This is a genomic window from Actinosynnema sp. ALI-1.44, from assembly GCF_001984155.1.
GTDB lineage: Bacteria > Actinomycetota > Actinomycetes > Mycobacteriales > Pseudonocardiaceae > Kibdelosporangium.
This window is the reverse complement of record NZ_MTQO01000048.1, coordinates 41,585-55,527: the sequence shown is the minus strand read 5'-3', so window position 1 is coordinate 55,527 and position 13,943 is coordinate 41,585. Positions and strand designations below refer to the sequence as shown.

9 protein-coding genes are annotated in these 13,943 nt (G+C 69.1%); 6 read left to right on the top strand and 3 right to left on the bottom strand.

What is annotated here, in order from left to right; translation table 11 throughout:
* Positions 1 to 3: 3 nt before the first annotated feature.
* From ALI144C_RS57770 to ALI144C_RS27750, 3 genes are all read left to right on the top strand, one after another.
* Positions 4 to 2,076: an acetyl/propionyl/methylcrotonyl-CoA carboxylase subunit alpha gene (locus ALI144C_RS57770; protein ID WP_237774344.1), complete on the top strand. Its 2,073-nt coding sequence runs from the start codon at positions 4 to 6 to the stop codon at positions 2,074 to 2,076.
* A gap of 50 nt (positions 2,077 to 2,126) precedes the next feature.
* A complete protein-coding gene (locus tag ALI144C_RS27755; RefSeq protein WP_076990141.1) occupies positions 2,127 to 3,389 on the top strand; it encodes a sensor histidine kinase in 1,263 nt (420 codons plus the stop codon).
* 154 nt (positions 3,390 to 3,543) lie between these two features.
* Positions 3,544 to 4,092 carry a hypothetical protein gene (locus ALI144C_RS27750; RefSeq protein WP_143230911.1) on the top strand — a complete coding sequence of 183 codons (549 nt, stop codon included), beginning with the start codon at positions 3,544 to 3,546 and terminating at the stop codon, positions 4,090 to 4,092.
* A 78-nt stretch (positions 4,093 to 4,170) separates the two neighbouring features.
* On the opposite strand, the gene ALI144C_RS27745 is transcribed toward ALI144C_RS27750, so the two are convergent.
* On the bottom strand, positions 4,171 to 7,245 hold the full coding sequence (locus ALI144C_RS27745) for an AfsR/SARP family transcriptional regulator (protein ID WP_076990139.1): 3,075 nt from the start codon (positions 7,243 to 7,245) through the stop codon (positions 4,171 to 4,173).
* A 408-nt stretch (positions 7,246 to 7,653) separates the two neighbouring features.
* Positions 7,654 to 8,124 (bottom strand): hypothetical protein, encoded by a 471-nt coding sequence (locus ALI144C_RS27740; protein WP_076990138.1) that lies wholly within the window; start codon positions 8,122 to 8,124, stop codon positions 7,654 to 7,656.
* Between the two features lie 168 nt (positions 8,125 to 8,292).
* On the opposite strand from ALI144C_RS27740, the gene ALI144C_RS27735 reads away from it, so the two are divergent.
* Positions 8,293 to 9,144: a LacI family DNA-binding transcriptional regulator gene (locus ALI144C_RS27735; RefSeq protein ID WP_076990137.1), complete on the top strand. Its 852-nt coding sequence runs from the start codon at positions 8,293 to 8,295 to the stop codon at positions 9,142 to 9,144.
* Between the two features lie 50 nt (positions 9,145 to 9,194).
* Positions 9,195 to 9,968 carry a tRNA(His) guanylyltransferase Thg1 family protein gene (locus tag ALI144C_RS27730; protein WP_076990489.1) on the top strand — a complete coding sequence of 258 codons (774 nt, stop codon included), beginning with the start codon at positions 9,195 to 9,197 and terminating at the stop codon, positions 9,966 to 9,968.
* Here ALI144C_RS27730 and ALI144C_RS27725 read toward each other — a convergent pair whose 3' ends face one another.
* Positions 9,969 to 12,320, bottom strand: coding sequence for a Tex family protein (locus ALI144C_RS27725; RefSeq protein ID WP_076990136.1), 2,352 nt, complete (start codon positions 12,318 to 12,320; stop codon positions 9,969 to 9,971). It abuts the gene before it with no gap.
* Between the two features lie 122 nt (positions 12,321 to 12,442).
* Here ALI144C_RS27725 and ALI144C_RS27720 point away from each other — a divergent pair, with 122 nt between their 5' ends.
* Positions 12,443 to 13,942: a CocE/NonD family hydrolase gene (locus tag ALI144C_RS27720; protein ID WP_076990135.1), complete on the top strand. Its 1,500-nt coding sequence runs from the start codon at positions 12,443 to 12,445 to the stop codon at positions 13,940 to 13,942.
* Position 13,943: the final 1 nt, after the last annotated feature.

Genomic DNA, 13,943 nt, shown 5'->3' with positions numbered 1-13,943 from the left:
GCGATGATCACAAGTGTGCTGGTGGCCAACCGCGGCGAGATCGCCCGGCGGGTGTTCCGTTCCTGCCGGGCGCTCGGAATCGGCTGTGTGGCGGTCTATTCGGACGCGGACGCCGAATCCCCGCACGTGACGGAAGCGGACGCTGCGGTACGCCTGCCCGGCAACTCGCCTGCGGAGACGTACCTGCGGACGTCCTTGATCATCGACGCGGCCCGCCGAGCGGGCGCGGACGCGATCCACCCCGGCTACGGATTCCTCTCGGAGAACGCGGACTTCGCGCGTGCGGTGATCGAAGCGGGCCTGACGTGGATCGGGCCACCGCCCGCGGCGATCGACCGGATGGGCTCGAAGATCGCGGCGAAACAGCTGATGGCGGCGGCCGGTGTGCCGACGCTGTCCGAAGTGGACGAAGTGACGGACGCGGACCTGCCGGTGCTGATCAAGGCGTCGGCGGGTGGCGGCGGCCGGGGAATGCGAATCGTGCGCGCCCTGCCGGACCTGGCCGACGAGCTGGCAGCGGCCCGCTCGGAAGCCCAGTCGGCCTTCGGCGACCCGACGGTGTTCTGCGAGCCCTACCTGGAAACAGGGCGGCACATCGAAGTCCAGATCATGGCGGACGAACACGGAACGGTCTGGGCAGTGGGCGAGCGCGAGTGCTCGATCCAACGCAGGCACCAGAAAGTGATCGAGGAAGCCCCCTCCCCGCTGGTCGAGCGAACCCCGGGCATGCGCGAGAAGCTCTTCGAAGCAGCCCGCGCGGCCGCCGCGGCGATCGACTACACCGGCGCGGGAACCGTGGAGTTCCTCGCGGACAACCAGGGCCGCTTCTACTTCCTGGAGATGAACACCCGCCTGCAGGTCGAGCACCCGGTGACGGAGTGCACGACTGGCCTGGACCTGGTGCGCCTGCAGATCCTGGTGGCACAGGGCGCCCACCTCCCAGCCGTGGCGCCGCACACCGCAGGCCTGCCCGCCCAGCAGGGGACAGCCCCGCGCACAGCCTCCACCGCATCACCAATTCCCCAGGGGGAACCCCTAAATTCAACGCTACCGCAGGGGTCTGACAATTCCGGGCCGCCGGTGGCGCGGGGGCACGCGATCGAGGTGCGGCTCTATGCCGAGGACCCCGCGCAGGACTGGCGGCCGCAGAGCGGGGTGGTGCATCGGCTCGCGGTGCCGGGAGTCGGCACGGAGTTCGCGGTTCCCGCCGGTGGTGCTGGGCTGAGACTGGACAGCGGCGTGCGGGACGGATCCGTCGTCAGTGTCTTCTACGACCCGATGCTGGCCAAGGTGATCTCGTTCGCGCCGACACGTGACGAGGCCGCGTTGGGATTGGCGGGGGCGTTGGCGCGCGCCGAGATCCATGGGCTGACCACCAACCGCGACCTGCTTGTGCGTGTGCTGCGGCATCCGGAGTTCCTCGCGGGCGACATCGACACCGCGTTCCTCGACCGGCACGGGTTGGCGGTGCTCGCTGGGCCACTGGCCGACAAGGACGCTGCGGCTGTCAGTGCGCTGGCTGCCGCGTTGGCCGATGCCGCCGCGCGCCGTGCCTTGGATGTGCCGAGTGGCTGGCGGAATGTGCCGTCACAGCCGCAACGGAAGGCGTACGGCACTGCGTCCGGTGAGGTGGAGGTCACCTATCGGCACAGTCGAGCGGGGCTGATCGCCGACGCGCACCCCGGCCTGCGGTTGCTCAGCGCCGCGCCGGATGAGGTCGTGCTCGAGGTCGACGGAGTGCGGCGAGCCTTCCGGGTCGCGGTGTATCCCGATGTGATCTGCGTCGACTCGCCGTTGGGGCCCGTCACGCTCACGCCGGTTCCCCGGTTCACCGATCCGTCCGAGCAGACGGCGCCCGGGTCGTTGCTCGCGCCCATGCCCGGCACGGTCGTCCGGGTCGCGGTTTCCGAGGGTGACCAGGTCGAACAGGGCCAGCCGCTGCTGTGGCTCGAGGCGATGAAGATGGAGCACAAGATCATCGCGCCCGCTTCGGGCACGCTCGCCGCGCTCCCTGTCACCGCTGGTCAGCAGGTCGACCTCGGTGCCGTGCTGGCAGTGGTGACTCCCACTGAATGAGTGGGTCTAGCTCCACTGGCCAGCGGCCTTCGACGTACCAGAATGGGCGCATGAGTTCACCGCGTCCGGCGCCGACCAGGGCCCAGCTGTACGGCTGGGCCTTGGCGATGGTCGGCATGATGCCCGTGCTCTACGTGCTGCTGTCGACCCTGCTCACCTCGATCGGGCTGATCGTGATCTGGCTCGGCATCCCGTGCGCGCTCGGGCTGCTGACCCTGCTGCGCAAGCTCACCGACGTGCACCGCAGGCGGGCCGCCTGGATCCTCGGGACCGAGGTCGAGCGGCCCTACCGGGCGCGCAACCCCGAGCACGGACTCATCCGCCGCGTGTTCGCGATGCTCACCGACTCCGCGACCTGGCGTGACGTCGCGTGGCTGTTCGTGCAGGGCACCGTGGGCTCCGCACTGGCGATCATCAACGTGGCCCTGCCGCTCGGCGCGCTCGGATACGCCACACTGGCCACCTGGTGGTGGGCGCTGCCCGACGACGCCGAGGTCAACTTCGTCGGGTTCCTCACGGTGAGCTCGACCGCGTCCGCGCTCCTCGTGGGCATCCCGCTCAGCCTGGTGTACGGGGCCATCTGGTACGTCCTGTCACCGCGCATCATGAGGGCGCAAGCCAAGGTGTCGGCGTCCTTGCTGGCGCCGACCGAGGCGGCGCGGCTGGCCAACCGCGTGCAGGAACTGACTGTCTCCCGCGCGGACACTGTGGACACGCAGGCCGCCGAGCTCCGGCGCATCGAACGTGACCTGCACGACGGCGCGCAAGCCAGGTTGGTGGCGTTGGGGATGAGCCTCGGCATGGCCGAGGAGACCGTGGCACGCGATCCGGCGGCGGCACAGGAACTGCTCGCCGAGGCCAGGATCGCCAGCTCGCAGGCCCTTGCCGAACTCCGAGACCTCGTGCGCGGCATCCACCCGCCGGTACTGGCCGACCGCGGCCTCGAAGGTGCCATTCAGGCCCTCGTGCTCGCCAACCCGTTGCAGACCGATGTGGACATCGACATCCCCGGCAGGCTGTCCGCGCCGGTGGAGTCGGCGGCGTACTTCGCCGTGGCGGAAACGCTGACCAACGTGGTCAAGCACGCGTCCGCGAGCAAAGCGTGGATCCGACTGAGCTATGAGGACGGCAAACTCGTCATGCTGGTCGGCGACGACGGCCGTGGTGGCGCCAACGCGAGCGACGGCACCGGCCTGCGTGGCATCGAACGGCGCCTGTCCGCCTTCGACGGCACACTGGTGGTCAGCAGTCCGCTCGGCGGGCCGACCGTTGTGGTGATGTCCGTGCCGTGCGAACTCGTCGGCGGGAACTGAGCACGTCGTTCAGCCGTTGACAGGGTGTGCGCGGTTTTGCGGAAACTGTGCAGCGAGTGTGTTCGTTCCGTGTAGTGCCTGCTCCTAACGTGCTTTCGCCTGGGTGTCCCCGACATTGACACCCAGTTCCGCGAATCAAGGAGAACTGAGGCACGTGAGCACATACCCGACTGCTCCATCGACCCATGGCGGGCAGGCCGTCGGCGCGCCGGCCAAGCCGGGGACCCTGATGGCGGCGCTGGTCACGACCGCACTCGCCGGACTGCTCGGAGTGATCAACAGCGTGTACGTCCTTGCCGTCGGCGGCAAGGAGGTGGCGGGCTACATGCTCGCCAAGGTCGTGGCGGACGCGACCGGCCAGGACGTCGACCAGTTGACGGAGAAGGCGATCCAGGGTCTCGCCGCGGAGGTGGCCGGTGACCAGGTCCAGGGCCGGGCGTACCTGCTGCTCGTGCCCGCGGCGCTGGCACTGGTGTTCGCACTGCTGATGACCAAGGCGTCCACCGGGATCCGCGTGACGGCAACGATTTTCACGCTCATCACGGTCGCGGCGGCCGGCTGGTTCAGCTTCGACTACGGCAGCGCGGCACCCACGATGATGTCCATCACCGGCTGGGGAGCGACCGTCGTCGGAATCGTGGCCATCGTGCTGATGTGGCTGCCCGCGAACAGCCAGTACGCCAAGGCACTCAAGCGGGCCTGATGCGCCCGAGCTCGGGGGATGGCCGGACGGCTGAGGGGTGCGTCCGGCCTTTTCGGCACCGGTTTCCAGCGGTGGAACTCAGCTGACAGGGGTCTCGACGCTCGGTTCGGGGGCGGGCGTCGCGAGGTTCAGCATGAGTTTCAACAGCGTCGCGGTGTTGGTGTCACGGGGGTCGCCGAGGCGTTCGGCCTCGGCGCGGGCCTCCTGCGCCGCGACAGGGTCGTTCTGGCGGTCGTAGGCGGCGGCGAGCAGGCCGAGAGTGATCGTCATCGCCAGCGTGCTGCCCATTTCGCGGTATTTCTCCAGGCAGTCACGCAGGACCGGGACCGCCTCACCGACCCGGCCGTCACCGATCCACGCCGCGGCGATCGCGCGGGTGCAGGATATTTCCCTCGGCTGCTCGGTGAGCTCGCGTGCGATGTCACGTGCCTCGCGGAACGACAGGACTGATTCCTCGCGGACGCCCAGACCCGCCAGCACCGCGCCCCGGGTGCGCAGGCACTTGGCCAGGGCCGACCGCGGGCCGACCGACCGCAACAGCGTGATCGCCTGGTGGACAAGGGCATCGGCCTGCTGGAGGTCACCGCCGCTCAGCACGTGACCCCATGCCTTGTCGTGCAACGCCATCGCCAGTTGCCGCGGCTCGCCGAACTCCTCGGCCAACACCAGCGCCTCAGCCTCCAGCCGCGCGGACTCCTCGGTGCGCCCGAGCCGGTTGAGCGCCGAGATCAGCGTGCGCAGCACCACTCCGGAGGCGAACGGGTCGTCACGCAGTTCGACCCGGGCCGACTCCATCAGCCGGACCGAATCCTCGGACTTGCCGACCGCGATCAGGCACGCGGCCAGGTTCGTGTGCACCCACGCCAAGGCCTCGTGTTCACCCAAAGCCGCCAGTTCGACGCCACAGGCCCGGTATTCCGCTGTCGCCTGGTCGTACTGCCCCCGGTAGTGCCTCAGCAGCGCCAGGACGGACCTCGCCCGCGCCGCGACCCGGGGATTCTGTTTCTCCGCCGCGTCGGCGATGCTCTGGTACGCCACGCGCATGTCCGCATAGAGGCCCTCCGACCACAGGTACACCGAAAGCCGGTCCACCACCAGCAACGCGTCGGTGTGCCAGCCGAGCGCGCTCATCTTCGGGATGCCGCTGAGCAGGTTGGCCCGCTCGGCGGCGAACCACGCCTCAGGGTTGGCGGTGAGCCGCTCGACGAGGTCGTTCGCCAACGGCTGCACTGGAATCGGCCCCCGCAACCGCGGCAGCGGAATCGTCCACGGCAGGCGGCGCGCGGCGACGTCCGCGACGCCGATGATGGCATCGATGATCGTCCGTGCGCTGGTGTACCGCTCACGCGCGCTGTCCTCCAGCTGAGCCCGTTCGAGCGCGAACACCCGGACGAGGTCATGCAACCGGTACCTCGGCTCGCCGGTCTCGTCGGTCCCCGTCGGCTCCAGCAGGCCGGATTCCACCAACTCCTCGACCACCGACACGTCAGTGCCCATCGACCCCTCCGAGGATCCGGTGGTGGTGCTGGTTGTGGACCTGAGGGAGCAGTTGTCGAGCAGCGTGAGGATTCGCCACTCCGGCAGGTCGCCCGTGTTGATCAACCCCAACCGGCGCAGCGCGACCTGGGCGGCGGGTTTCAGCGCGGCGTAGCTGAGCGTCAGGCTCGCCCGCACCTGCAGATCGCTGACTTCCAGCTCGTCCAGCCTCCTTCCTTCGTCCTCCAGTCGATCCGCCAGCAGCCCCAGCCGCATGTTCGGCCGCAGTGCCAGCCTCGTTCCGGCGATGCGCAGCGCCAGCGGCAGGTTGCCGCAGGCCTCCGCGATCCGCACGGCATCCGCGTGCTCGGCGGAAACCCTTGCCCGGCCGATGATCCGTTCGAGCAGGCGCACCGCGTCCCGGTCGGTCAACGGCCCGACCGTGAGCCTGTTCGCCCCGGCCAGTCCGCTCAGTCGTTTGCGGCTGGTGATCAGCACAGCGCAGCCGCGCGTTCCGGGCAGCAGCAGCCGCACCTGTGCCGGGTCGACCGCGTCGTCCAGCACCACCAGGACTTTGCGGTCGGTCAGCAGCCCCCGGTACATCGCTGCCCTCGCCCGCAGGTCGTCCGGGATGGCCGGGCCGTTGACACCGAGTCCGCGCAGCAGGTCCGCCAGTACGGCACCGGTGTCCCGCGGGTCGTCCACACCGGACAACGAGACGAACAGCTGCCCGTCGGGGAACACCGACCGCACCTGGTGCGCGGCGCAGATCGACAGGCTTGTCTTGCCCGCGCCCGGTTCCCCGTTGAGCACCACCACCGGCACACTGTGCCCGCCCGGGTTGAGCAGACCGGTGACCTCAGTCAGGTGCCGCTCACGTCCGGAGAAGTCCGCGGACACGGCGGGCAGCTGGCAGATCGGCCACGTCGGCCGCGGCAACGGCTGGTCGGCCCCCTCACCGCGCAGCATCGACGTGTGCAACCGCCGCAAGGCCGCTCCCGGCTCGACCCCGAGCTCGTCGATGAGCGTCGCGCGGGTCACCCGGTACACGTCAAGCGCTTCCGCCTGCCGCCCCGAATGCTGCAGTGCCAGCATCAACTGACCGGCAAGTCGTTCACGCAACGGGTGTTGCGCCAGCGCGGCCTGGAGTTCGGCGGCCAGTTCCGCGTGCCGCCCCGCCGCCAGTTCCGCGTCGACGCAGTCCTCGAACACCGCGAGCCGCTCGGACTCCAGCCTGCCGAGCTCGGCGTCGAGCGCGGGCACGTGCATGTCGGCCAACGGGTGACTTCGCCACTGCGCCAACGCTTTCCGGAGGTGGTGCGCCGCGTTGTCCGGGCGCCCCGCCCGTGCCGCGCTGCGCCCGGCGGCCGCGGCTTCCCTGAACACCAGCAGATCGACGTCCTCGGTCGCCACCTGCAGCCGGTATCCGCGGCCCGCCAGGTCGATCCCCACTCCCGGAAGCCTCGCCCGCAACCGGGATACGTAGGTGTGCAGATTGGAGGCATACGACTTCGGCGGGATTTCCGGCCACAGCGCGCTGACCAACAGGTCAGTCGTCACCGGTCGGTTGGCGTGGAACAGCAGCATCGCCAGGAGTACGCGCTGGTGTTCTCCGCGTAATCGAATCTCCCCGTCCGGGCCCGCCACAGTCAGCGGCCCGAGCACACCGAATCTCACAGCGTTGTCGCCTTCCCCAGCAGATGGGCGAAGTGCAGCTTAGTGGTCACTGGCGGTGAAAGCGCAACCCGGTGTGAATCACCTCCGTAAAAGGTCAACCTTCCCTGGTGGTCGGGCGGACCCGAAGCGGGCTTGGTGTTTGATGTGTCGGCTGTGGAGGGCTCCTGGTTGTCTCCTTTCGCTGGGTTCGATGTGGGACGTGCACCGCTTGGTGGATCTTGGTCTTGTCCGTGAAGGCGACTTCTCTCAGTGATGTGCCGGTGTTGCGCGAGGCTGGGCGAGGTCAGCGATCGTTAACACCGGGTGTTCGCTCGGTACGTGTCCTGGCGACTCCTTACCGCGTGATGTCCTTTGATTCGAACGACTTCCCACCGATCACGGCGGCGGGCGGGGCGATCGGGCACCCCATCAGGACGCTCCCGGCACCGGGACGAAGGCGTGCCCGGGCGCGTCCGGATCGCAGCCGATGCGCAACAGCCGGGCGCGGATCGATCCGGTCGTCCGCCCGAACTGCTCGGCCAGGATCCGGCGCAGCGCGGTCGAACTGTGCGTATCGCCCGCCGCTGTCCACCGCGTGAACAGCTCGTCGTCCTGCTCCTTCGTCCACGGCGCGGAGGCGTTGGCCGGTGTCGCGGCCGACCGTCCGCTCAATGTGGACAGTCCGGAGAGCACCTGGTTGATCAGCTTGCCGACGGCGGCGAGGTTGTCGGCGTGCAGCGTGAAGGATCCGCATTCGGTTGCCACGCCTGCCGGATCGCGGTCGGTCAGCGCGATCTCGACGCGCTGACCGTCTTCGCCGCTCCTCGGCAGGGTCGCCGCCCTGACGGTGTACTCGCGGCCGTTGGCCCGGATGTCCGCGCTGCAGTCGACGATTCCCATGTCGTTCCTCCTCGGTTGTGGGGTCCGGTGAACCCCGTGGCCGACAGCATTGCGGGACCCACCGACAGTCCGGGGCGGCCACCGGCCGGAACAGTCACCTCTTTTCGGGGTTTGAGCAGCGGGTTCGGGCTGGGTATCCCTCGATCGGGTGTACTTGCGGAGGCAGACATGAAACGACCGACCATCAGCGACATCGCCCGGCGAGCGGGGCTGTCCAAAGCAGCGGTTTCCTATGCCCTCAACGGGCGCCCTGGTGTGTCCGAGGAGACTCGGCAGCGAGTCACGCGGATCGCCCAGACGCTGGGCTGGCGGCCCAACACCGCGGCACTGGCGCTGTCGGCCGACCGGGCGGGTGTGGTCGGTCTGGTCGTCGCGGGCGAGGTGCCGTGGCCCGTGGTCGAAGGCATCGAACGCGAACTCGCCGCCGCGGGCGTGACACTGCAGCTGGCGATCACGGCCGCGGCCGAGGAGACCTACCGGGACTGGTGGGCCTCCGGCCGTGTGGACGGCATGCTGCTGATCGACCCGCGCCCGAACGATCCGCGCATCGCTGCGCTGCACGCGCTGGCGGTGCCCACCGTGCTCATCGGCGCCACCCACCCGGACATGTCCTCGGTGCTGGTGGACAAGACGAAGGCGTGCGACGAGGTGACCAGCTACCTCACTCGGCGAGGCCACACCAGGATCTGCCACATCGCCGCCGGTCCGGACGGTGCCATAGCGGCCACGCACGCGCTGGAAGGCATCACAGCGGCCATCTACGAAGACCCCATGGCGGCGGCGAAGGTCGTGGCGCACGCGGCCGTGCTCAACCGGCGTATCCCCACCGACCTGGCGGTCGTCACCACGAACGACTCACCGGTGTGCCGGTTGGTGTGCCCCGAGGTGACAGCTGTTCGCCACGACCACGCGGCCGACGGCGCGCTCGCCGCCCGCCTGCTGCTCGGCCAGCTCGGTACGGGAATCCCCGAACAGCGCGTGACCAGTGCGGACGAACTCATCGTGCGTGGAACGACCTAAGTGCGTTGACCACCGTCGAGACCGATAGTGTCACGCACAGTGTCAAAGCGGTGACAAGAGGGGCGGACGTGCACGGCGAGGAGTTCGAAGCCGGCCAGCGGGCTCGCGAGTGGTTCCACTCGATGACCGTGCCACCGGGAGCGTGGACGATCCTACGGGTCGACGGCCGCAGCTTCTCGCGGTTCACCGAGCAGCGGTACGACAAGCCGTTCGACTTACGCTTCTCACAACTGATGACCGAGGCCGCGCGGGCGCTGCTGGTCGAGTTCGGCGGCCGTTACGCGTACACCGAGAGCGACGAGATCTCGGTACTGCTCGACCCGGACTCGCAGATCTTCGGCCGCGGTGTGGAGAAGCTGGTGTCGTTGTCGGCCAGCGTCACCGCCGCCGCCTTCACGCAGGCAGTGGGCGAACCGGCGCACTTCGACAGCCGGGTGTGGATCGGCACCGGCCCGGCCGACGTCGTCGACTACTTCTCGTGGCGCCAGGCCGACGCGGCCCGTTCGGCGCTCAACGGCTGGTGCTACTGGACTTTGCGCAAGGACGGCAAGAGCAGACAAGAGGCCACGAAGGCACTGGACGGCGCGAACGCGTCAGCCAAGAACGAGCTGCTCTACCGGCACGGCGTGAACTTCAACGAGCTGCCCGCCTGGCAGCGCCGGGGCGTCGGCCTCTGGTGGGAGACCTACGAACGGCCCGGCTACGACCCGCTGCGGGAGATGCCGGTGATGGCCACCCGCCGCCGGGTGCGCGAGGAGCGGGAACTCCCGATGAAGGGACCCTACCGGGAGTTCCTCGCCGACCTCATCACGGGAAAGTCCTAGTCACTTCCCGAATCCCGCGCGCCGCAGCGCGTCGGCCATCGAACCGCTCGCAGGCGTTTCGTTGCGCCGCTGCTGGCGCTGCTGCCCGCCGCCGCCACCGCCGCCGCGGCGCTGATTGCCACCGCCGCCCTGCTCCCGGCGGCCGCCGCCCTGCGGCGCGGGCTTGCCGACCTCGTCGTCGAGGCGCAGCGTGAGGCCGATCCGCTTGCGCGGGATGTCGACGTCCAGCACCTTGACCTTGACGATGTCGCCGGGCTTGACCACGTCACGCGGGTCCTTGACGAAGTTGCGGGACATCGCCGAGACGTGCACGAGGCCGTCCTGGTGCACCCCGATGTCCACGAACGCGCCGAACGCGGCGACGTTCGTGACCACGCCTTCGAGCGTCATCCCCGGCTTGAGGTCGGCGATCTTCTCGACGCCGTCGGCGAAGGTCGCGGTCTTGAACGCCGGTCGCGGGTCACGGCCCGGCTTGTCGAGCTCGGCCAGGATGTCGGTGACCGTCGGCAGGCCGAACTTGTCGTCGGCGAAGTCCTGCGGCCGCAGCTTCTTCAGCGCCTGGCTGCCGATCAGGGCCCGGACGTCGCTCTGGGTGGCGTCCAGGATCCGCCGGACCACCGGGTAGGCCTCCGGGTGCACGCTGGACGCGTCCAGCGGGTCGTCGCCGTCGGGAATCTTGAGGAAGCCAGCGCACTGCTCGAACGCCTTGGGTCCGAGCCTGGCGACCTCCTTCAACGCCGTCCGGGACCGGAACGGCCCGTTGGTGTCGCGGTGCAGCACGATGTTCTCCGCCAGGCCCTCACCGATGCCCGACACGCGGGTCAGCAGCGGCGCGGAGGCGGTGTTGACGTCCACTCCGACCGCGTTCACGCAGTCCTCGACGACCGCGTCGAGCGAGCGCGACAGCTTCCCCTCGGACAGGTCGTGCTGGTACTGCCCGACGCCGATGGACTTCGGGTCGATCTTCACCAGCTCGGCCAGCGGGTCCTGCAGCCGCCGCGCGATGGACACCGCGCCACGCAGCGAGACGTCCAACCCGGGCAGTTCGGCGGACGCGTACGCCGACGCGGAGTACACCGACGCGCCTGCCTCGGACACCATGACCTTGGTCAGCCGCAGGTCGGCATGGGCTTTGAGCAGGTCGCCAGCGAGCTTGTCGGTCTCACGGGACGCGGTGCCGTTGCCGATCGCGATCAGCTCGACGTTGTGCTGCTTGCACAGGAACGCCAGCTTGTGGATCGACTCGTCCCACGCGCGGCGCGGCTCGTGCGGGTAGATGGTGTCGGTCGCGACGACCTTGCCGGTGCCGTCGACCACCGCGACCTTCACGCCGGTGCGGAAACCGGGGTCGAGGCCCATGGTCGTCCTGGTGCCCGCGGGCGCGGCCAGCAGGAGGTCACGCAGGTTCGCGGCGAACACGCGGACCGCTTCCTCCTCGGCCGCGTTGCGCAGCCGCATCCGCAGGTCGATGCCGAGGTGCACGAGGATCCTGGTGCGCCAGGCCCAGCGGACCGTGTCGGTCAGCCACTTGTCACCGGCGCGGCCCTGGTCGTCGATGCCGAACCGGGCGGCGATCCGGATCTCGTAGTCGCTCGGCCCGGTGGCGGGTTCGTCGGTCGGCTCCGGGTTGAGGTTGAGATCGAGGATCTCCTCCTTCTCCCCGCGGAACATCGCCAGGATCCGGTGCGACGGCAGCTTGGTCAGCGGCTCGGCGAAGTCGAAGTAGTCGGAGAACTTGGCGCCCTCCTCTTCCTTGCCTTCACGGACCTTCGCCGCCATGCGCCCACGCGACCACATGTGCTCGCGCAGCTCACCGATCAGGTCGGCGTCCTCACCGAAGCGCTCGACCAGGATCGACCGGGCGCCTTCCAGCGCGGCGGCCGCGTCGGCGACGTTCTTGTCCGCGTCGACGAAACCGGCCGCGGTGGCCTGCGGGTCCAGCGTCGGGTCGGCCAGCAGTTGGTCGGCGAGCGGTTCGAGACCGGCTTCGCGGGCGATCTGCGCCTTCGTGCGCCGCTTGGGCTTGTAGGGCAGGTAGATGTCCTCGAGGCGGGCCTTGGAATCCGCTGTGCGGATCTGCTCCTCGAGCTCGTCGGTCAGTTTCCCTTGCGATCGCACCGACTCCAGGATCGCCACCCGGCGCTCTTCGAGCTCGCGCAGGTAACGCAGCCGTTCCTCGAGCGTGCGCAGTTGCGCGTCGTCGAGCGTGCCGGTCACCTCCTTGCGGTACCGGGCGATGAACGGCACGGTCGCGCCGCCGTCGAGCAGGTCGACCGCGGCCTTCACCTGGTGCTCGCGGACGCCCAACTCCTCGGCGATCCGCTGGTCTATCGACAAAGTCACGTCCAGCATTGTGCCCGCAGGTCAACGCGGCCCAAGGCAGGGGTGAATTTAACGCCCAGTAGGTTACTTCGCCGTAACCCCGTGAGCCGGTTGCGCGTTGTGCCGGGTACGTAACACCCAGTGGAGGGTATATGCGCAGCTCACGGCTGTTGACCCTGCTGACTGCCGTGGTGGCCGTCGGTGCTCTGTCCGCCCCCGCGTCCGGCGCTGCGACGTCATTCGGCGCGGACATCTCGTATCAGACGATTCCCGGCGAGGGCGGTACGCCCATGCGCGGTTTCGTGGTGAAACCGACCGGGCGTGGCGACGGTCCGTTCCCGTTGCTGGTCATGCCCGCCAGTTGGGGCGCGCCCAACCTCGAGTACGTCGGCGCGGCCCGCAAGCTCGCGGCCGAGAGCGGCGATGTCGTCATCAGCTACACCAGCCGCGGGTTCCACGACTCCGGCGGCGAGATCGACGTGGCCGGGCCGGACACCGTCAACGACGTCAGCCGGGTGATCGACTGGGCGTTGGCCAACACGCCCGCCGACGTGAACAAGATCGGTGTCGCCGGGATCTCCTACGGCGCGGGCATCGGGCTGCTCGCCGCGGCCAACGACAAGCGGGTCAAGGCGGTCGCGTCGATGAGCACGTGGGCCGACCTGGAGGCCTCGCTCTACCCGAACGAGACGATCAGCCAGCTGTCCGCGGGCGGGCTGCTGGCCGCGGGGCAGCTGACCGGCAGGCCCGGGCCTGATCTGCGCAGGATCACGGCGGAGTTCCTGCAGGGGAAGATCGACTACGCCAGGCAGCTCGCGCCGTCGCGGTCGGCGAGCACGAAGGTCGACGAGATCAACGCCAACGGCGCGGCGGTGTTCATCGCGAACTCCTTCCAGGACGCCATCTTCCCGCCCAACCAGGCGGTGGACTTCTACGACCGGCTGCGCACCCCGAAACGGCTCCTGCTGCAGGGCGGTGACCACGCGACGTCCGAGGTGCTCGGTGCGGTGGGGCTGTCCAACGACGTCTGGGACGCCGCGACAGCCTGGTTCGACCGCTACCTCAACGGGATCGACAACGGCATCGACCGCACGCCGCCCGTCCAGGCGATGTCGGCCAACGCGGGGAAGTGGCACGGCTACCCGACGTGGGCGTCGGCGGCCACGACGGCCGACACGGTTTCCTTGGACACCAAGGCGTTCGTGTCCGGCGTCGACAGCGCGGCGAACAGCGGGATCCCGATCCTCAGCGGTGCTCTGCAGGGATACTTCAAGATTCCGGTCGGTGTGTTCGTCCCGGCTGTCCTGAACGCGGGGGTGTGGCACGGCCCGGTGTACTCGACGGCCACCACCGTTGTGGGCAAACCGAAACTCGCCGCGACGGTGAAGTCGAGCAACGCCGACACGACCTTGATGGCGTACCTCTACGACGTGGATCCGGCGGGTTTCGGGGCGCTCGTCACGCACAAGCCGTACACGATCAGGGGAACCCGGACCGCGACGATCGACTTCGCGCTGGAGTCGATCTCATGGGACGTGCCCGCTGGGCACCATTTGGCGCTGGTGGTGGACAGCGTCGACTTGCGGTACACGAGCGAAAGCAAAGCGGGCCTGGTGAAGATCGGCGGCACGCTGACGGTTCCCCGAAGGTGAC

Excerpts from the sequence above, each read along its gene's own strand:
- ALI144C_RS27720 (WP_076990135.1), top strand. The coding sequence starts at position 12,443 with ATGCGCAGCTCACGGCTGTTGACCCTGCTGACTGCCGTGGTGGCCGTC.
- ALI144C_RS27725 (WP_076990136.1), bottom strand. The coding sequence starts at position 12,320 with ATGCTGGACGTGACTTTGTCGATAGACCAGCGGATCGCCGAGGAGTTG.
- ALI144C_RS27735 (WP_076990137.1), top strand. The coding sequence starts at position 8,293 with ATGAAACGACCGACCATCAGCGACATCGCCCGGCGAGCGGGGCTGTCC.
- ALI144C_RS27740 (WP_076990138.1), bottom strand. The coding sequence starts at position 8,124 with ATGGGAATCGTCGACTGCAGCGCGGACATCCGGGCCAACGGCCGCGAG.
- ALI144C_RS27755 (WP_076990141.1), top strand. The coding sequence starts at position 2,127 with ATGAGTTCACCGCGTCCGGCGCCGACCAGGGCCCAGCTGTACGGCTGG.
- ALI144C_RS57770 (WP_237774344.1), top strand. The coding sequence starts at position 4 with ATGATCACAAGTGTGCTGGTGGCCAACCGCGGCGAGATCGCCCGGCGG.